Source organism: Saccharothrix sp. 6-C, assembly GCF_016695385.1.
Lineage (GTDB): Bacteria > Actinomycetota > Actinomycetes > Mycobacteriales > Pseudonocardiaceae > Actinosynnema > Actinosynnema texasense.
Genome location: NZ_CP064192.1, coordinates 5,512,707 through 5,530,664, shown reverse-complemented (window position 1 = coordinate 5,530,664; position 17,958 = coordinate 5,512,707). Strand labels below are relative to the sequence as shown.

Here is a 17,958-nt window from a genome sequence, read left to right as displayed (position 1 = left end):
AACGGAGGTCCGGATGCCCGCCATGCTGCTCCGCGTCGTCGTGCTCACCTCGATCTACCTGCTGGCCCTGACCAGCCTGCACCCCGGGGACGTCCTCGTCGGGCTCGTCCTGTCGACCCTGGTCCTCGTCGTGTCCAGGCGGGTCCGCCCGCGTCAACCACCGCCGTCGACCCTGCCGCTGGGCCGCCGGCTCGCGGGGGTGCCTGCGCTGCTCGGCGGGACGCTGGTCGACCTGGCGGTCGGCACCTGGCGGACCGCCGCCTGCCTGGTGGGCCGGGGCCCGACCTGGGCGGGACTGGTCGAGGTCCCGATCCCCCGCGGTGGCGAGGTCTCGGCCGCGGCCTGGGGCGTGCGGGTCGGTTTCGTGCCGGACACCGTCGTCGTCGAGCTCGACGAGGGGCGTGGCCGGATGCTGCTGCACGTGCTCGACGCGAGCGACCCCGAGGCCGTGGTCGCCGCGCAGCTCCACTCCTACGAGCGGCGCCAGCGCCGGGTCTTCCCCTGACCGCCGTGCCCGCCTTCGTCATCATCCCCGCGCTGTTCTGGGTGACCCTGCTGCTGGTCGCCGGTGGCCTGGTGCTGGTCCGCGCCCGTGACGCCCTCCAACGCGTGGTCGCGCTCGACCTCCTGGCGGTGATCGTCATCGCGCTGCTGGCCCTGCTGTCCCAGCTGCGGGGCCAGGCGTACTACTTCGACGCGGCGGTGGCGCTCGCCCTGCTGTCCTTCGTCGCCACCGTGGCGGCGGCGCGCTACCTCGACTCGGGAGGGCCGTTCGGGTGATCTCCATCGTGCTCGACGTGGTCGGCGGCGCACTGCTCCTGATCGGCCTGGTGCTGCTCACGATCAGCCTCGTCGGCGTCCTGCGGCTGCCCGACACCTACAGCCAGCTGCACGCGCAGGGACTGGCCGCCGGGCCCGGGGTGGTCGCGATCCTGGCCTCCTCGATCGCCACCGAGGACGCGACGATCATCACCTTCGCCGTGCTCGCGATCGCCTTCGTCGCGCTCACCTCGCCGGTCGCCGGCCACGCGATAGCCCGGGCCGCCCACCGCCGTGGCAACCGGGAGGCGCGCGGGACCGGCAGCCGCTCCGCCGGCGAGGGGGAGTAGCGGAGCTCCCGCGGCCACGCGGAGGACCGGGCCGGCCGGCGTCAGTCCTCTGTGGTCACCGGTCGCCCGGCCGGCCGTCCGGTGGGACCATGGCCGCATGGCTGGTCTCCGGCACGGGGATGACGAAGGTCCGGGCGGTGCGGCGAGGCCGGTGCGGCGCGTCCTGGTGGCCACGGACTTCTCCGAGGGCGCCGCCGTGGCGCTGCGCCGCGCGTTCGGGATCGCCGGGCGCCACGGCGCGGGCGTCACCGTCGTGCACGTCGTGCCGCGAGGCCTGGCCGACGAGCTGGCGGAGGCCGCGGACCGGGAGCTGCGGCGACTGGTGCGGGACGCGCCGGCGCCCGCGGACACCGCCCTGGTGACCGGAGCGGTCGGTTCGGTGATCGCCTCGGAGGTCGAGCGCCACCAGGCCGACCTGGTCGTCGTGGGCGCCCACGGCGCGCACTGGCTGCGGGGCGCCTTCCTCGGCTCGACCGCCGAGCTCGTCGTCGAGGTGAGCCCGGTGCCGGTGCTCCTGGTCAAGGGCGGCGACACCCCGGAGTACTCGACGGTGCTGTCGGCGGTGGACGCGTCGAGCCGGTCGTTCCGGGCCGCGCAGCTGGGCCTGGCGCTGACCCGCGGCACGCGGTACGTGTTGGCGCACGCCGTCACGATCCTGGGCGAGAACCTGTTGCGGCTCAACGGCGCCGACGACCACGCGATCGACGAGCTGCGCGGTGGCCAGCTCGCCCCGGCGCGTGCCGAGGTCGAGCGGCTGGCCGAAGACCTGACGCCCGCGCCCTCCGACATCCTCGTCGAACCCGGACGGCCCGAAGAGGTCATCTCGCGACTGGCCGCCCGCCACGGCGCGGACCTGGTCGTGGTCGGTGTCGAGCAGGGCGCGAAGCTGCGGCGCGCGCTCATCGGCAGCGTGAGCCGGCATGCGATGCGCGGCGCACCGTGCGACGTGCTGGTCGTCCCCGTCGACTGAGCGGACGGGTCCTCGCCCACGCGGAGAAAGCCGCCTCGAGCCGGACGGTCACCGTCGTGGCGGATCGCGGCGCCCGGCCACCGGAGGTAGCGTGACGAAACCCTGCTGACCTGGAGGTTTGCGTGAGTCGAACAGGAAAGTCGTTACGCGCGGTCGTCGTGGCCCTGGGTGGCGCGGCCCTGCTGGCCGCCGCGCCCACCGCATCCGCCGCGCCGACCGTGCAAGTGCTGTGCGAAACCGGCGGCAACGCCTACTTCTGCGACGTGCTCGTGTCCGGCGCGGTCGGCCCGACGACCATCAACTGGGCCAAGAACGGCAGCGCCATGCCCGCCTCGGACAACATGTCCTACGTCTACCAGTCGTGCCGCGGCGGCACCTACCTGTCCCTGACCGCGACGGTCACCGACAGCACCGGCGCGTCCGCCGACACGTTCTCGTTCTCCTGCTCGTCCGCTCCTTGGCCGTGAGCCCGCGCACGGGCTCTCCACCGGCCCGGGGCGAACGCGCGCCGTGACGCCCCGGGCAGCACGTAGGCTGTGCGCACCTCGGAAGAGCGCGTCGATGCGGTGAAGGGGGGCAGGCCGGTGCGAGCAGTCGAGAAGACCGACCGGCTCGGGCTGTTGCTCGCCCTCCTGCTCGTGCTCCTCGGCGTGAGCGCCGGCGTCGCGCCGAACACCGACGGCGGAACCGCCGGGCCGCCACCTCGGCCGCGGCCCGGGGCAGCGGTGCTCGGGGAGTCGGCGTCGGCCTCACCGTCGATGAGCGACGACCTGCACGACTGGCTGCGGTTGTCGATGGCGGCGCGGTCCGCGCCGAACACGGCGGTGCCCGAGACCTGGTGGGCCGCCCACTCGCCCGTGCCGGGTGCGCGCACCCGTCCGGGACCGCCGACCGCGCGGGAGGTCGACCGCACCGGCACGGGCGCCGGGGAGCCGACGCCGCAGTCGAGCCGGGCACCCCCGACCGCGTGATCCGGCCGAGCCGGGGTTGATCCGGCCGGGCCGGAGCCGAACCGCCCTGCCACGTCCGTCGCGCACCTCCTCGTCGGGGTGGCGCGGTGGACGCGCGCGGGCTGTTCGACGTCGTGTCGCCTCCCCGTGCCGGGCTCGTCGCAGCGCCACCGCCGGTGGCGCCGGTCGACGCGTGCCCGCACGACCGCAGCTCCCGTGAGGACCCGTACATGTACTTCGTCGTGCTCGTTCTGCTCGTCGCCATGGTCTTGGCGGCAGTCGGTTTGATGGTGGGGATGTTCGTCAAGGACAAGCCGCTCTACGGCGCGCTGGGACTCGGTGTGCTGACCGGACCCGGCGCCCTGCTGGCGCTCGCGCACATGGCCGTGGCCTAGAGCGCGGGTGCTCGTGGCGAGCGGGCCGACCCCGCCGACTTCGTTCGGCGGGGTCGGCGGGGTCGGCCCGCCGTCACGGTTCGATGAGACCGGCGCGGATCGCGTAGCGGGTGAGCTCCAGCCGGTCCTTCAGGCCGAGCTTCTGCAGCAGGTTGGCCCGGTGCCGCTCGACGGTCTTGACGCTGATGACGAGGAGCCCCGCGATGTCCTTGGAGGAGTGGCCCTCGGCGACGAGCTTGAGGATCTCCTCCTCGCGGTCGGTGATGGCCTTGTCGGGGATGTCCGCGCCGTCGCGGGCGCGGTCGAGGTAGTTGCGGATGAGCGCCGTGACCGCGCCGGGGTAGAGGAACGGCTCGCCGCGCATCGAGGCCCGGCAGGCTTCGACCAGGTCCCGGTCGGCGACCGACTTGAGCACGTAGCCGGAGGCGCCCGCCTTGAGCGCCTCGAAGAAGTACTGCTCGTTGTCGTACATGGTCAGGATGAGGATCCGCAGGTCCGGTTGGAGGCGGGACAGCTCCCGCGCGGCCTGCAACCCGGTCAGCCGGGGCATCGCGATGTCGAGGATGGCCAGGTCGGGACGTTCGGCGCGGGCCTTCTCGATGGCTTCGGCGCCGTCACCGGCCTCGGCCACCACGGTCAGGTCCGGCTCGCCGTCCAGGATCAGCCGGACACCCCGGCGGACCAGCGCGTGGTCGTCGGCGAGCAGGACGCGGGTCGGTGGCTTCGGCATGGTCAGCTGCTCCGGGTGGGGATCGGCACGCGCAGTCGCACCTCGGTGCCACCGCCGGGTTCGGAGTGGACGGTGAGCTTGGCGCCGATGAGCAGGGCGCGTTCGCGCATGCCCCGGAAGCCCGAGCCCTCGGCCGAGTCGCCGAGGCCGCGACCGTCGTCGCGGATGCGGAGGTCCACGCGGTCGCGGTCGTGGCTGAGCGTGAGGTCGAGGTGGCCGGCGCCCGCGTGGCGCGCGACGTTGGTGATCGCCTCCTGCGCGACCCGGTAGACGACCAGCTCGACCTCGTTGCCGAGGTCGGGGAGGTGGCCGTCGAACCGCCGGCGGACCGACAGGCCGCTGTGGCCGGCGATCTCGGTGGTCAGCGCCTTGAGCGCGCTGACGAGCCCGAGCTCTTCCAGGACACCGGGGCGCAGCCGGCGCGCGATCCGCCGGATCTCGTCCAGGCCGCCCCGGGTGGTCTCCTGCACCTGGCGCAGCTCGTCGCGCACGGTGGGCGGCGCGTGGTCGGCCACCCGCTTGAGCTCCAGCAGGACGGCGGTGAGGGTTTGGCCGACCTCGTCGTGCAGCTCCCGCGCGACGCGGCTGCGCTCGGCCTCCTGCGCGGACAGGGCGCGGGCGGCGCTGTCGCCGCGCTCGGCCTCCAGCCTGTCGAGCATGGTGTTGAAGGTCCTGATGAGACGCGCGATCTCGCCGTGCCCGGTGGGCGTGGGACGCGGACCGGGGCGCAGCAGGTCCGTCGTGGTCATCGCCCGGGTGAGGCGGTCCAGCGGGGCCAGGCCCACCCGCAGCAGCACGGCGTTGGCGACGAGCATCACCGCCAACCCGCCGGACAGGACCACCGCTTCGGTGAACAGGACCGGAGTGGACACCGTGACCGGCCCGAGCAGCAGCGCCGCCGCGGCCAGGACCAGCACCACGGCGTTGAGCAGGAAGATCCGCCAGAACAGGGACATGGTCACGGCCTCCTCCGCTCCCAGGCTGCCGGGTGGTCCGGCGCCTGTCCATCCGGGGTGACACCCATTCGCCACGTGCACGTCACCACCGCCCCCGGATGGGTGTCAGCACCGATTGTGCCGTCACCGCGCACTTCGCAGACTGGTGCGGACGGTTCACGACGCCGGGTGGAAGGGGTGAAAGCCGTGGTGGGATCGGGATTTCCGACGTTCGCACGACCGCACGCGGCCCCCGTTCCCGGTGACGCGGCCGGCAGCACGCCGCAGGCCCACCTCCGCCGCCACGCCGAACAGGTTGGTTCCATGCACGCTAGCGATATCGCGGTGAACGTGCCGACGGTCACCGTCCACGATCCGGTCGCGCAGGCCGTGCGGGTGATGGCGGTGAGCCGCCTGCCGGGCCTCATCGTCGTCGACGAGCGGTCGCGACCCCTGATGGTGCTGCCCGGCACCCAGGTGTTGCGCCTGGTGGTCCCCAGCGCCTACCAGGAGGACCCGGCGCTCGCGCGCGCCGTCGACGAACCGCACGCGGACCGCTTCTGGCTGGAGTCGGGCGACCTGACGGTCGGCGACTGCGCGCCGCGGCGGCCGGTGAAACCCGTGACCGCGCGGGCCGACGCGACCCTGCTGGAGGTCGCCGCCCTCATGGCGCGCCTGCACAGCCCGCTCGTGGCGGTCGTCGACGCGGGCGGAGCGCTCCTCGGCGCCGTCACACTGGAACGCCTCATCACCGGTCTGGCGGTGTTCGGCGCCACCCCCGGCGACGGCTGACGCCACCCGTCGCACCACCGTCCCCCAGCACCCGCGCCCTCACGCGGGTGCGCTTCACCACGTCCACTTAGGAGAGTGCCTTCCGTGTGCCCGAGTGCCGCGACCACACCACCACCAGGCCGCGAACCCACCGCTTGCTCGGGCCACGCCGACGGCCGGACCGGCCCCCCGGGTCGTGACCGATGAGCGCCGTCCTCGCTCTCGCGATCTTCCTGGTGGCGTTCTTCTTCATCGCCACGGAGAAGGCGGACAAGCTCAAGGTGGTGCTCATCGCGTCGGGCGCGATGGCCGTGCTGGGCCTGATCCCCGGCGCCGAGGTGTTCTTCTCCGAGCACGCCGGCATCGACTGGAACGTCATCTTCCTGCTGTTCGGCATGATGGTCATCGTCGGGATCGTCAAGCAGACCGGGATCTTCGACTACCTCGCCATCTGGGCGGCCAAGAAGGCCAAGGGCAAGCCGTACCGCCTGATGGTGATGCTGATGGCGATCACCGCCGTGGCGTCGCCGTTCCTCGACAACGTCACCACGATCATGCTCGTCGTCCCGGTGACCATCGTGGTCTGCAACCGGCTGCGCATCGCGCCCCAGCCCTACGTGATCGCCGAGGTGCTCGCGTCCAACATCGGCGGCGCGGCGACGCTCATCGGCGACCCGCCCAACATCATCATCGGCAGTCGCGCCGGGCTGACGTTCACCGACTTCCTGGTGCACATGGCGCCGATCGTGGTCGTCATCTTCGTGGTGTTCGTGCTGCTGACCCGGGTGCTGTTCCGCAAGTCGTTCCAGCACCACCCCGAGCACGTGGCCGCCGTGATGGCGCTCAACGAGCGCCGGGCCATCACCGACCCCGCGATGCTGCGCCGGTGCCTGGCCGTGTTCGCCGTGGTGGTCGTCGGGTTCGGCCTGCACTCCGTGCTGCACCTCGACCCGGCCGTGGTCGCCCTGGTGGGCGCCGGGCTGATGATGCTGGCCACCAAAGCCGACGTCGGCGACGTCCTGCGCGAGGTCGAGTGGCACACCCTGGCCTTCTTCATGGGCCTGTTCGTCATGGTCGCGGGACTCGTGCACACCGGGGTGATCGAGACGATCGGCCGCTGGGCGGTGCAGGGCGTCGGCGACAACTACTTCGTCGCGGCCACCGCGTTGTTGTTCGGCTCCAGCGTGCTCGGCGCCTTCTTCGACAACATCCCCTACGCGGCCACGATGAGCCCCGTCGTGGAGGGCATGGTCGCGGAGGTGCCGGACCCGGCGACCGGGCAGGCCCTGTGGTGGTCCTTCGCCCTCGGCGCGGACTTCAGCGGCAACGGCACCGCGGTGGCGGCCAGCGCCAACGTCGTCGCCATCGGCATCGCCGCGCGCACCGGCAACCACATCAGCTTCTGGCAGTTCACCCGGTACGGCATCGTCGTGACGGTGCTGAGCACCGTGATGGCCTGGGGCTACGTCTGGCTGCGCTACTTCACGTGACACCGGTTCACCCGCAGCGGTGAGGCACGGGAACCGGCGGCGGTTCGGGGACGACCACTCGGGCAAGGGCGTCGTCCGCCGCCGGTCCGAGCCACCACCCACCCGGAGCACCCGTGAGGCCGATCAGGTCGTCGCCGCACCAGCCGGCGCCCGTGCCACCGCCCGTGCCACCGCCCGTGCCGCCGGGCGCGGCCCCGACCTGCCGGGTCCTCGGCCCGGACGCCGGGGCGCTCGCCGGTGCGGTGACCCGCGCCGGGTGGCGCGTCACCGCCTCCGGCCCGGCCGACGCCGAGGTCAGGCCGGGGCCCGGCGGCCACGTCGGGTTCGCCGACGGCGAGCGCGTCGAGCTGCCCGACCACGCGGCCGTGACCCGGTGGGCGCGTGCGTTGCCGGCCGGGCCGCGCGTGCTCCGGCGGGCCGATCCCGCCGAGATCGGCGCCGTGCTCGCGTCGGTGGCGACGATCAGCGAGTACTCCGCCGTCGACGGGGACGGCGCCGGTGAGCCGCTGCGCGGGTTCCACACCGATCCCACCGCCCTGGCCGAGGCCGTGCGGCGGGTCGGCGCGAGGTTCGGGGCGACCGAGGCGCGGGTGGCCGCCTCGACCCTGCAGTTCCTGGTGGCGCTCCGGCTGTGGTCGGTGGCCCTCGGCGCGTTCGCCGTCGGCGGTGTCGTGCCCGACCTGGACCGGCTGCGGTACCGCCTCGGCGAGGACGGCTCCCCGCGGCTGTCCTCGCCCGAACCCGGCGGGTGGACCACCAGCGGCGATCCCGCGCCGCTGCTGCTGCGCGCCGTGGTCGAGGAGCACCTGGAGCCGTGCCACGCCGGGCTGCGCGCCGTCGTCAAGGTCGCCGACGGGCTGCTGCGGGGCAACGCCGCGGCCGCCGTGCGCAGCGCTCTGCGGACGCTGCCCGCCGACCTCGGCGACCTCGGCGACCGCCTGCTGAGCGCCCCGCAGCTGCGCGGCGCGCTGTCCGCCGACGGCACCCGCCGCAGCTGCTGCCTGTTCTACCGCACCCCGACCGGCCACACGTGCCGCGCCTGCCCGCTCGCGGACGCCGCCGTCACCAGGCGGACGGGTCACCGGCCGGCCGACCCGTGACCGCGCGAGGCCGTCGGAGACGCGGCCGGGTCCACCCGCATCGCGCGGCAGGACGTCGAGCCGGGCGGGGCACGTCCACGGGCCGCGGGAACCGATCGGCGCCCGCCGACGACCAGTAGGACTGGGCGGGGCTGTTCCGCGCGACGACCACACGGCTGGAGCGGCATGGGCTGGTACGAGGACGAAGACCTCTGGACGGGGTTCGCCGAGGTGATGTTCCCGCCGCGCCGCGCGGCGGAGGCGGAGCGGGTGGTGGCCACGTCACCGTTGTTCGAGGTGGCGCCCGGCGACCGGGTGCTCGACCTGGCGTGCGGGCCGGCGACGCACCTGGTGCCGCTGGCCCGGCGCGGGGCGGCGGTCACCGGGGTGGACCTGAGCGAGGCGATGCTCGCGCGGGCGCGCGAGGTGTGCGAGCGGGCGGAGCTGGACGCCCGGCTGGTGCGGGCGGACATGCGCGCGCACGTCGAGCCGGACACCTACCACCTCGTGATCAACATGTACACGTCGTTCGGCTACTTCACCGACCCGGGCGAGAACCTGGCGGTGCTGCGCAACGCCCACGCCAGCCTCGTCCCGGGCGGTCGGCTGCTGGTCGACGTGCTGGGCAAGGAGGTGTTCGCCGGGTGGGTGGGCCGACCGCAGGCGGTGGACGTCGCCGGCGGCACGGTGTTCATGCGCGACACGGTCCTGGACGACTGGACGCGGGTGCGCAGCGACTGGACCTGGGTGCGCGGTGACGACGTGCGGCGCACCTCGCTGCACTCCACCCTCTACAGCGCCGCCGAGCTGCGGGCGCTGTTCGAGGCGGCGGGGTTCACCGGCGTGGAGTGCTTCGGCGACTTCGACTGCTCCCCGTACGACAACCACGCCCGCCGGCTGATCGTGCGGGGCACCCGCGCCTGAGGCGCCAGGCGGCCGGTCAGGCGAAGCAGGTGCCCTTGACGCCGGGGAACAGCTCGGGCGCGAGGCCGATGGCGAAGTCGCGGGCGAGCACGTCCACGTCGAGGTAGGTCTTGGCCCGGCACTCCTCGAAGTTGCGGTCCACGCCCGCGATGAAGGCGTTCTCCCGGAAGGGCCGGAACCGGTTCGTGCGCGGGTCGGCCGCCAGCGCGGCGCGCGTCGCCCCCATCGGGTCGTAGACGATGAAGAAGTCGGCGTCGGCCGCGGTGCCGACGGCCTCCTCGAAGTCGTACGGCCGCCCGTTGGGCGCGGGGTTGTCGGGTGCGAAGACGTTGCCGACGCCGAGGCGGGTGAGCAGCCGACCGACCAGGGTCTCGGCGCCGTGGCCGTGGAAGAACTCGCAGCCGCGCTCCGGCGCGACGCACAGGTAGCCCGCCTCGCGGTCACCGATCCTGCCCGAGACGGTGGCGACGACTTCCTCGTACGCGGCCTTGATGGTGTCGAACTCGGCGTTGGCGGCGGCCTCGGCGTTGTAGAACGCCGAAACCATCTTGATCCACTCGGCCGAGGCCAGGGCGTGGCGCTCCACCCGGTTGGACACGCTCACCCCGGGCATCCCGGCGGCGCGGGCGTTGCTGATGTCGTCGAAGCCCTGGCCGAACCCGGACATCAGGATGACCTGGTTCCGCGACCCCAGCACGGCTTCCTCGTTCAAGTCGGTGTACTCGCCGATCGACATCGGCGTCCCCGCGGCCTCCACCACGCGGGCGTACCACTCGTCCTTCCCGGCGTTGCCCAGCAGTTGCCCGCTCAGCCCCGTGACGGTGCCGATCTTGCCGAGCCGCTCGACCATGGCGAGCGCGTTGAACGAGGTGACCGAGACGTTGGTGACCGGCACCTGGACCGCCAGCGCGCCCTCCAGGTCACCGGTGGTCTCGGGTCGGGGCGTGCCGCACTGGTAGAGCACGTACGTGAGCTTCCCGCCGCCGGCGTTCTCGGTGTCGGTGAGCGTGATGGTCTTGTAGGAGCCGTGGTAGGCGATGTCCCACAGCTCCGACTCGGTGACCGTGCTCTTGTCGGGGAAGTAGTCGCGCCCTTCGACGTAGTCGGTGACGCAGCCCTCGGCGTCCTCCCGGCCGCCCGACGCGGCGGGGCTCGACCCGCCGCACCCGGCGAGGACGAGGGGCAGTGCGAGCAGTGCGACGGCGGAGCGGACGAGTGCGTTCACGGTGGTGCTCTCCTGCTGGTGCGTGGGTGCGGTGGGCGGGCGGTCAGCCGGTCCGTGCGCCTTCGCGCGACGGCACGGCGCAGCCGCGCAGGTGGGTGACGAGGGAGCCGAAGCCGACGCCGTGCCCGCGCGTCGCGTCCGGCACGCCGGCCCCGTCGACCCGCCAACGGCACGGCGTGCCGGGTTCGACGGTCAGGACGTGGTCGGCGGTGTCCGGGACGGGCGTCCAGCCGGCCCGGCGCGCGGCGTGCTCGGCCCACTGCCGCGGCCGACCCGCGCCGACCACCCGCACGGTGGCGCCGGGCGCCTGGTCGTCGGCGACCACGATCGTGGCCGCCGCGTCGTCGAACGACATGTTCTCGCCGGTGAACGCGCGGGTGATCGCGTCGCCGCACGCGAGGTCTTCGGGCGCGCCGGCGGTCACCGCGCCGTCGCCGCCGACCAGCCACACCTGGTCGGCGCGGCGCAGCGCGAACGCCAGGTCGTGGGTGGACAGCACGATCGCGGCGCCGGTGGTCGCGCTCAGCCGGGTCAGCATCGCCGCGAACTCGATGCGGCGGGCCACGTCCAGGAACGCGGTGGGCTCGTCCAGCACCAGCACCGCCGGTTCCTGCGCCAGGGCGCGGGCCACCATCACCCGCTGCCGCTCGCCGTCGGACAGGTCGGTCAGCGGGCGGTCGCGCAGGTCGGCGACCCCGGCGTCGAGCAGCGCCCGGTCCACGGCGACGCGGTCTCGAGGGCCCTCCCCGCCGATCCACGACCGGTAGGGGATCCGGCCCAGCGCCACCACCGCCTCGACGCTCATCCGACCCACGTCCACCGGCTCGGTCAGGGTGACCGCGAGCCGCCGGGCGCGTTGCCTCGGCGACAGGGCCGCGAGGTCGTGGCCGTCGAGCAGGACGTGACCGGCCAACGGCGGCTGCGCTCCGACCAGGGTGCGCAGCAGGGTGGACTTGCCCGCGCCGTTGGGCCCGACCAGGGTGATCAGCTCGCCGGGCCGGGCGGCCAGGTGCACGTCGCGCAGCACGGTGACCTCCGGGTGCCGGCGACGCCGCCGGTAGCCCGCGCGCACCGCGACCGCCCGCAACGCCGGACGTGGTTCGACGGTCACCGCGCCTGCCCCCTCGCCCGACCGGACAGCAGCACCCAGAGGATCACCGGCGCGCCGACGAACGCGGTCACCGAGTTCAGCGGCAGCGACGTCCGGGTCAGCCCGTTGCCGCCGGCGACGTACTCGGCCACCAGCACGATCACCGCCCCGATCAGCGCCGCGGCCGGCAACACCACCCGGTGGTCGGCGGTGCGCACCAGCCCGCGCGCCAGGTGCGGCGCGGCCAGGCCGACGAAGCCGATGGCGCCGCAGTAGGCGGTGATCACCCCGGACAGCACGGCGACGCCCGCCAGGGACAGGAAGTGGACGCGCCGGACGTCGATCCCCAGGCTGCCCGCGTACCGCTCGCCCAGCAGCAGGGCGTTGAGCGGCTGGGCCAGGAACACCGACAGCGCCAGCACCACCCCGCAGGACACCGCGACGACCCGCAACTCGGTCCACGTCACGTTGCGCACCGAGCCGCGGGTGAACGTGGCCAGCGCCTGCAACCGGTCCGGGTCGGTGTAGTAGACCAGCATGTCCACCACGGCGCCGGCCAGGTAACCCAGCATCACCCCGACCACCAGGACCACCACCGGGTCGCCGACCCGCCGGGCGATGCCCAGGGCGATCAGCAGCACCACGGCGGCCCCCGCGACCGCCGCACCCGTCACCCCGAGCTGGCTGACCACGCCCAACCCCGACAGCCAGCCCACGCCACCGGTGCCGAGGATGACGACCGAGGCGCCCAGGACCGCCCCGGAGCTGACGCCGAGCACGAACGGGTCGGCCAGCGGGTTGCGGAACAGCGTCTGCATCTGCACGCCGCCGACGGCCAGCGCGGCGCCGGCCAGCAACCCGGCCACGACCTTGGGCAGCCGGGCGTCCAGCACGATGGTGCGGTCGACCTCGGACGCGGCGCCCCGACCCGTCAGGATGCGCAGCACCTCGCCGACCGGGATGGCGATCGAGCCCTGCGCGACCAGCACCACCACGACGCCCAGCAACAGCAGGACCAGCAGCCCGAACAACCCGGCCACGCGCCCGACGCGCCCGCGGGACCCGGGGCGCCGCCCCGGCGCGGTCCGGGCCGCCACCCCGTCCTCGGTCACGTCCTCGACACCCGTGCCACTACCCGACACCGCGCACCCCGTCCCTCCCTCCGGCGTGGAACCGGCCACCACCTAGAAGTCGTGCGGCGTCGACGTCCGGTTCCCGCGATCGCGCGGAAGGCCGGTGGTCGTGATTCCCGCGAGGCCCGGGAACCGGGGGAGTCCTCCCGACGACCAGTAGGGCTGGAGCGCTCGACGACGCGACCACACCCGAAGGGCCTCGACCATGATCCTGGAACGCATGACGGCGACACCGGGCACGACCCGCTGCCCGCGCCCGATCGGCAGGTGAGGACCGTGCTCGACCACGACGCGGCGGCGCCGGTCCACGAGCACGTCACCGACGCCATCAAGGCGCCGACGCTGATCCGGCTCACGCCCAACACCGTGCTGGTCCGCTTCGAGACCCTCAAGGTCTACGCCGCCCTCGGCGCGATCCGGCACCTGGTCGCCACCGGCGCGGTCCGCCCCGGGCAGACCGTGGTGGACAGCTCCAGCGGCATCTACGCCCTCGCCCTCGCGCTGGCCTGCCACCGCTACGGGCTGCGCTGCCACATCGTCGCCTCGACCACGGTCAACGACACCATGCGCGCCCAGCTGGAGATCCTGGGCGTGACCGTGGACCAGATGCCGCCCTCGGACGACCTGCGCCTGGACCAGAGCAGGCGGGTGGCGCGGGTCCGGGAGCTGCTGGCACACCGGCCCGACGTGCACTGGATGCGCCAGTACCACGACCCCGTGCACCACCTCGGCTACGCCGAACTGGCCGACCTGCTGCTCCGGGCGCTGCCCGGCGAACCCCTGACCGTGGTGGGCAGCGTGGGCACCGGCGCGTCCACCGGCGGGCTCACCCGCGCGCTGCGCCGGCACGACCCGCGCGTGCGGCTGGTGGGCGTGCAGCCCTTCGGCAGCGTCACGTTCGGCAGCGAGCGCTTCACCGACCCCGACGCGATCATCGCCGGCATCGGCAGCGCCATCCACTTCGACAACGTCCACCACGAGCTGTACGACCGCATCCACTGGCTGGACTTCCAGCACGCCATGGCCGCCACCGTCGACCTCATGCGCCGGCACGCCGTGTTCGCCGGGCTGTCCACCGGCGCCGCGCACCTGGCCGCGTCCCGGGAGGCGCGGCGCGACCCGGTCCGCACGCACGTGGTCATCGGCGCGGACACCGGCCACCGCTACACCGAACGCGTGTTCAACCGCCACCGCGAGGCGCTGGACCCCGCCTCGCTCGCGCCGGTGGAGATCGGCTCGTTGGAGGACCTGGCCCCGCCGTGGGCCGCGATGGACTGGGCACGACGCCCTCACGGACCGATCGTCCCCACCCAGGAACGCCGGAAGGACCCCGTGCCATGACCCTCGTGCTGCTGGAAGCCCTCACCTTCGGCCTCGGCCGGATCGCCGACGCCGCCCGCGCGGCGGGGCACGACCTGGTGCTGCTGACGGGCGACCGCTCGATCTACACCCACGAGCTGTCCCGCTGCGGCGACCGGCTGCGCGTCGTGGACGTCGACACCACCGACGTCGCCGCGTGCGAACGGGTGCTGGGTGGCATCGGCGACCTGGCCGGGTTGATCAGCTCGACCGACACGTGGGCGCTGCCCGGAGCCGCGCTGGCCGCCCGGCTGGGACTGCCCGGTCCGTCGCCCGACTCGGTGCGCGTGCTGCGGGACAAGGCCGCGGTCCGGGCCAGGCTGAACGAGCGCGGCCTGAGCCGCAGCGGTCCGCTCGACCCGGTCACGACCGCGGTGTTCCCGCTGGTGCTCAAGGATTCCGCGGGCACGTCGTCCCGGGCGGTGTGGCTGGTGCGGACCCCCGCCGAGCGCGACGCCGCCCTCTTGGCCGCCGCCGTGACGCCGTTCAAGGGCCGCCTGATCGCCGAACCGTACTTCGAAGGTCCCCTCTACAGCGCCGAAACCCTCTCCTGGCGGGGCGAGACCCGGCTGCTGGGCGTGCTCAGCCGCGTCCTCTCGCCCGAGCCCGCGCGCCGGGAGGAGGCGGCGTCCTTCCCCGTCGCCTTCCCGGCGGCCGACCTCGCCGAGCTGGGGGAGTGGATCGGCCGGGTCCTGGCGGCGGCCGGTCACGAGCGCGGTTTCGCGCACACGGAGTTCGTGCTCACCGCCGACGGCCCCGAGGTCGTCGAGATCAACGCCCGCATCGGCGGAGCCCTGGTCGGCGAGGCGCTGTGCCGCGCGCTGGGCGCCAACGCCTACGACGCGATGGTCCAGGTCGCCCTCGGCTCCCGACCGGACCTGCTCGACGGCGTGCCGGGCGGTGGCGCCGCGACCGGCTTCGTGGCGCTCTACCCGCGCGAGGCGGGCGTGCTGGAGGGGTGGACCGGACTGGAGCGCCTGGCCGACCTGCCCGGCCACCCCGAGTGGTACCCGACCGCGAGTCCCGGCGACGTGCTGGAGCACCTGACCGACCAGCGCTCCTGCACCGGCATCGTCCTCGCCGAAGCCCCCACCGCCGAACTGGCCCTGCACCGCGCCCAAGCCGCCGCGGGCGGGATCATCCCGGTGGTCCGGGCCGGGCACCGGGTCGACGCGGCGGTGTGAGGCGATCACGCCCGCTCCCGCCGCGGCGGTCCGGGAACGGACTGCCGCCACCCGGCGCGGTCACGGCCCCGCGAGCCCCACCGGCCCGCGACCGCGTCGGCGAACCGGAACTTCCGGCGACTTCTGGGGGACAATCGCCACGTGGACTGCGACACCTGCCGCGAAGCCCTCTCCGCGCGCGCCGACGGCGAAGCCGAACCCGCGCCCGCCGAGGAGACCGACGCGCACCTCGCTTCCTGCTCCCGCTGCCGGCGGTGGCGGGAGGACGCCGCCGCGCTCACCCGGGGCCTGCGGGTCCGCCCGGCGGCGGAGGTGCCCGACCTGACCGCGGCCGTGCTCGCCGCCACCCCGGTCCCACCGCCGGTGTCGCGGTCCACGCGCGGGTGGTACTGGCGGATGGGACTGGCCGGGATCGCCGTCGTCCAGCTCACGCTCGGGATGGCGCAGGTGTTCGGCGTGACCGGCGCCCCCGTCCACGGCGGGCACCCCGGCGCCGGTCAGACGTCGACGCACCTGTTCAACGAGAGCACCGCGTGGAACCTCGCCCTCGGCCTCGGCCTGCTCTGGACCGCGCTGCGCCCCAAGGCGGTCGTCGGGGTGCTCCCGGTCGTCGCGGCGTTCGTCGCGGTGCTCGTGCCGTTCTCCGTCAACGACCTCGTCACCGGGGCGGTCGCGCTTCCCCGGATCACCTCGCACGCCTTCCTGCTGCTCGGCTTGGCGCTGCTGGTGGTCGTGCGCCGCACGCACCGCGCTCCCGAGGACGGCACGCCCACCGAGGTCCTGCCGGACGACCCGGGGCTCGACGTCGACGACGACGCGGACGACCTCGACCCCGGACAGGACCCGGGCCCGCACGGCGGCTTGCGGCACCTGCGACCGGTCAGCAGGAAACGGGCCGCCTGACCGTCGTTCCCGGCCGGTTCACCCCTCCGGGACCCCGACGGGCAGCCACCACGACGCCGCGATCACCCACCGTGCCCGCGGTCACCGCTGTGGTCGGACGTCGGCGCCACCGAGGCGGGCGGGTCGCCCACCGGTCCCACCGCCGCCCCGGCCGTCCACGCCGCGGCCGCCACCAGCACCAGCACGCCGCCGAACGCGGTGAGCTTCCCCAGCGGCGTCAACCGCGCCACCAGGTCGCCGACCCCGCCCATCCCGATCACCCAGCCGCAGCCCGCGACGAGGACCAGGGCGAGCACGCCGGCGACGACCGCCATCACCAGCGGTCCGCTGCGGTGTCGGTGCCCGTCATGGGGAAAGGGTATCGGGCGCCGCCCGCACCGCGGCCGACGCCGTGGCAGCCCGTCCGCCACCCGCGGCAGCCGTCACCCCAGGCAGGACCGGACGGCTGCGGCGAGGTTCGCCGCCCGCGGGTCGTCCGGCCGGTAGTTCCACAGGTTGGTGACGTAGCCGAAGCCGACCCGGGCGTCCGGGTCGCCGAAGGCGATCGACCCGCCGGAGCCCGGGTGGCCGAACGACCCCGGCCCCGCCATGGGCATCGGCGGGCAGGCGCGCCAGAACCCGAGCGACATGGCGAACGAGCGCTCGGCCGGGAGGTCCAGCCCCGCCGGCACCCCGTACATCCGGCTTCGGTCGGTCTGGACGGCGGTCATCGCCCCGACCGTCGCCGGGTCGAGCAGCCGCACCCCGTCCACCTCGCTCACCGTGGCGGCGTACATCCGGGCCAGCGACCGCGCGTCCGCGACCATGTTCGCGGCCGGGAACTCCGCCGCGCGCCACTCGCGGGTCCGGAAGTAGCCGGTCGAGGGGTCCATGGCGCCGCCGAGCACGCCCGCGCGCATCTGGACCGCGTCCGGGCTCCACATCGACTCGACCCACCTGGTGACCGTGTCCGCGTCGAGCCCGGTCGTCGCGATCATCCCGGCGAGCAGCTCCTCCAGGGTGAACGGCGCGGCGTCCTCGAAGGCGGCCACTCGCGGCTCGTGCTCCTCGGGCAGCCCGATCCAGGCGCTCAGCCCGAGCGGCGCGGCCACCTCCTCGGCGAAGAAGGAGCCGAGGGACCTGCCGGTGACGCGGCGCACGACCTCGCCGACCAGGAACCCGTAGGTGACGGCGTGGTAGACGTGCTCGGCGCCCGGCTCCCACAACGGCTCCTGCGCTTCGAGCGCGCGGATGACCGGGTCCCAGTCGCACGCCTGCTCGAACGTCAGCGGCCCGTCGACGACCGGCAGCCCGGCCTGGTGCGACAGCAGGTGGCGGACCAGGACGCGCTCCTTGCCGTTCGCGCCGAACTCCGGCCAGTACCGGGTCACCGGGGCGTCGAGGTCCAGCAGGCCGCGCTGGGCCAGCAGGTGCGCGCAGATCGCGGTCGCGCCCTTCGTCGTGGACGCGACCTGGACGACGGTGTCACCCGTCCACGGTCGGTTCGCCGCGCGGTCGGCGAAGCCGGCCCACAGGTCCACGACGGGACGTCCGTCCACGTAGACGCTGCACGCCGCGCCCACCTCGCCTGGTTCGCCCTCGAAGTTCGCCCGGAAGACGTCGGCGACCTCGCCCCAACCGTCCTCGACACCCGGTCCCGCAGTGCTCGTCATGGCGCAGTTCCTCCCGTGGATCCGACTCGCTCGGTGGAACCACGATCACGCGCCGCCCT

21 protein-coding genes are annotated in these 17,958 nt (G+C 74.2%); 14 read left to right on the top strand and 7 right to left on the bottom strand.

The features are described 5' to 3' along the window. The first annotated feature begins 13 nt into the window (after nucleotides 1-13). The 7 genes from IOD16_RS22940 to IOD16_RS22910 all read left to right on the top strand — a co-directional run bounded on the left by IOD16_RS22940 (nucleotide 14) and on the right by IOD16_RS22910 (nucleotide 3,424). Nucleotides 14-505: a Na+/H+ antiporter subunit E gene (locus tag IOD16_RS22940; protein WP_201436081.1), complete on the top strand. Its 492-nt coding sequence runs from the start codon at nucleotides 14-16 to the stop codon at nucleotides 503-505. Between the two features lie 5 nt (nucleotides 506-510). Further along, nucleotides 511-780, top strand: coding sequence for a monovalent cation/H+ antiporter complex subunit F (locus IOD16_RS22935; protein WP_236594293.1), 270 nt, complete (start codon nucleotides 511-513; stop codon nucleotides 778-780). Then, nucleotides 777-1,109, top strand: coding sequence for a monovalent cation/H(+) antiporter subunit G (gene mnhG, locus IOD16_RS22930; RefSeq protein WP_201436080.1), 333 nt, complete (start codon nucleotides 777-779; stop codon nucleotides 1,107-1,109). The genes IOD16_RS22935 and mnhG overlap by 4 nt, the downstream gene beginning before the upstream one ends. Nucleotides 1,110-1,206: 97 nt before the next feature. Further along, on the top strand, nucleotides 1,207-2,079 hold the full coding sequence (locus IOD16_RS22925) for a universal stress protein (protein ID WP_201436079.1): 873 nt from the start codon (nucleotides 1,207-1,209) through the stop codon (nucleotides 2,077-2,079). A 122-nt stretch (nucleotides 2,080-2,201) separates the two neighbouring features. After that, nucleotides 2,202-2,546: a hypothetical protein gene (locus IOD16_RS22920; RefSeq protein ID WP_148089041.1), complete on the top strand. Its 345-nt coding sequence runs from the start codon at nucleotides 2,202-2,204 to the stop codon at nucleotides 2,544-2,546. Nucleotides 2,547-2,663: 117 nt separating this feature from the next. Next, nucleotides 2,664-3,050, top strand: a complete 387-nt coding sequence (locus IOD16_RS22915) for a hypothetical protein (RefSeq protein WP_201436078.1) — start codon at nucleotides 2,664-2,666, stop codon at nucleotides 3,048-3,050. Nucleotides 3,051-3,136: 86 nt separating this feature from the next. Continuing rightward, nucleotides 3,137-3,424, top strand: a complete 288-nt coding sequence (locus tag IOD16_RS22910) for a hypothetical protein (protein WP_201436077.1) — start codon at nucleotides 3,137-3,139, stop codon at nucleotides 3,422-3,424. Between the two features lie 73 nt (nucleotides 3,425-3,497). Here the strand turns inward: IOD16_RS22910 and IOD16_RS22905 are convergent, their stop codons facing one another. Next, a complete protein-coding gene (locus IOD16_RS22905; protein WP_123747060.1) occupies nucleotides 3,498-4,154 on the bottom strand; it encodes a response regulator in 657 nt (218 codons plus the stop codon). Between the two features lie 2 nt (nucleotides 4,155-4,156). Further along, nucleotides 4,157-5,110: a HAMP domain-containing sensor histidine kinase gene (locus IOD16_RS22900; protein WP_201441518.1), complete on the bottom strand. Its 954-nt coding sequence runs from the start codon at nucleotides 5,108-5,110 to the stop codon at nucleotides 4,157-4,159. Nucleotides 5,111-5,413: 303 nt separating this feature from the next. Between IOD16_RS22900 and IOD16_RS22895 the strand changes: the two genes are divergently transcribed. The 4 genes from IOD16_RS22895 to IOD16_RS22880 all read left to right on the top strand — a co-directional run bounded on the left by IOD16_RS22895 (nucleotide 5,414) and on the right by IOD16_RS22880 (nucleotide 9,353). After that, entirely contained in the window at nucleotides 5,414-5,881 is a 468-nt protein-coding gene (locus IOD16_RS22895) for a CBS domain-containing protein (protein ID WP_201436076.1), read from the top strand. Between the two features lie 182 nt (nucleotides 5,882-6,063). Beyond that, a complete protein-coding gene (locus tag IOD16_RS22890; RefSeq protein ID WP_123747062.1) occupies nucleotides 6,064-7,350 on the top strand; it encodes an SLC13 family permease in 1,287 nt (428 codons plus the stop codon). A gap of 113 nt (nucleotides 7,351-7,463) precedes the next feature. Beyond that, the gene (locus IOD16_RS22885; protein ID WP_201436075.1) at nucleotides 7,464-8,450 is read left to right on the top strand and encodes a (2Fe-2S)-binding protein; all 987 of its coding nucleotides are present in this window, start codon (nucleotides 7,464-7,466) and stop codon (nucleotides 8,448-8,450) included. 165 nt (nucleotides 8,451-8,615) lie between these two features. After that, on the top strand, nucleotides 8,616-9,353 hold the full coding sequence (locus IOD16_RS22880; RefSeq protein ID WP_201436074.1) for a class I SAM-dependent methyltransferase: 738 nt from the start codon (nucleotides 8,616-8,618) through the stop codon (nucleotides 9,351-9,353). Between the two features lie 16 nt (nucleotides 9,354-9,369). On the opposite strand, the gene IOD16_RS22875 is transcribed toward IOD16_RS22880, so the two are convergent. Genes IOD16_RS22875 through IOD16_RS22865 form a run of 3 tightly spaced genes read right to left on the bottom strand, consistent with a single transcriptional unit; the run spans nucleotide 9,370 to nucleotide 12,810 of the window. Continuing rightward, a complete protein-coding gene (locus IOD16_RS22875) occupies nucleotides 9,370-10,578 on the bottom strand; it encodes an ABC transporter substrate-binding protein (protein ID WP_201436073.1) in 1,209 nt (402 codons plus the stop codon). A 43-nt stretch (nucleotides 10,579-10,621) separates the two neighbouring features. Next, the gene (locus IOD16_RS22870; RefSeq protein ID WP_201436072.1) at nucleotides 10,622-11,689 is read right to left on the bottom strand and encodes an ABC transporter ATP-binding protein; all 1,068 of its coding nucleotides are present in this window, start codon (nucleotides 11,687-11,689) and stop codon (nucleotides 10,622-10,624) included. Continuing rightward, nucleotides 11,686-12,810: a FecCD family ABC transporter permease gene (locus tag IOD16_RS22865; RefSeq protein ID WP_236594292.1), complete on the bottom strand. Its 1,125-nt coding sequence runs from the start codon at nucleotides 12,808-12,810 to the stop codon at nucleotides 11,686-11,688. Before IOD16_RS22865 ends, IOD16_RS22870 begins: the two co-directional genes overlap by 4 nt. A gap of 267 nt (nucleotides 12,811-13,077) precedes the next feature. On the opposite strand from IOD16_RS22865, the gene IOD16_RS22860 reads away from it, so the two are divergent. The 3 genes from IOD16_RS22860 to IOD16_RS22850 all read left to right on the top strand — a co-directional run bounded on the left by IOD16_RS22860 (nucleotide 13,078) and on the right by IOD16_RS22850 (nucleotide 16,247). Next, nucleotides 13,078-14,142 (top strand): cysteine synthase family protein, encoded by a 1,065-nt coding sequence (locus IOD16_RS22860; protein ID WP_236594291.1) that lies wholly within the window; start codon nucleotides 13,078-13,080, stop codon nucleotides 14,140-14,142. Further along, nucleotides 14,139-15,344 carry an ATP-grasp domain-containing protein gene (locus IOD16_RS22855; RefSeq protein WP_201436070.1) on the top strand — a complete coding sequence of 402 codons (1,206 nt, stop codon included), beginning with the start codon at nucleotides 14,139-14,141 and terminating at the stop codon, nucleotides 15,342-15,344. Before IOD16_RS22860 ends, IOD16_RS22855 begins: the two co-directional genes overlap by 4 nt. Nucleotides 15,345-15,485: 141 nt before the next feature. Next, nucleotides 15,486-16,247, top strand: a complete 762-nt coding sequence (locus tag IOD16_RS22850) for a zf-HC2 domain-containing protein (RefSeq protein ID WP_201436069.1) — start codon at nucleotides 15,486-15,488, stop codon at nucleotides 16,245-16,247. Between the two features lie 62 nt (nucleotides 16,248-16,309). Here IOD16_RS22850 and IOD16_RS22845 read toward each other — a convergent pair whose 3' ends face one another. After that, entirely contained in the window at nucleotides 16,310-16,561 is a 252-nt protein-coding gene (locus tag IOD16_RS22845) for a hypothetical protein (RefSeq protein WP_201436068.1), read from the bottom strand. Nucleotides 16,562-16,669: 108 nt separating this feature from the next. Continuing rightward, the gene (locus tag IOD16_RS22840; RefSeq protein ID WP_201436067.1) at nucleotides 16,670-17,899 is read right to left on the bottom strand and encodes a serine hydrolase domain-containing protein; all 1,230 of its coding nucleotides are present in this window, start codon (nucleotides 17,897-17,899) and stop codon (nucleotides 16,670-16,672) included. Between the last annotated feature and the right edge of the window lie 59 nt (nucleotides 17,900-17,958).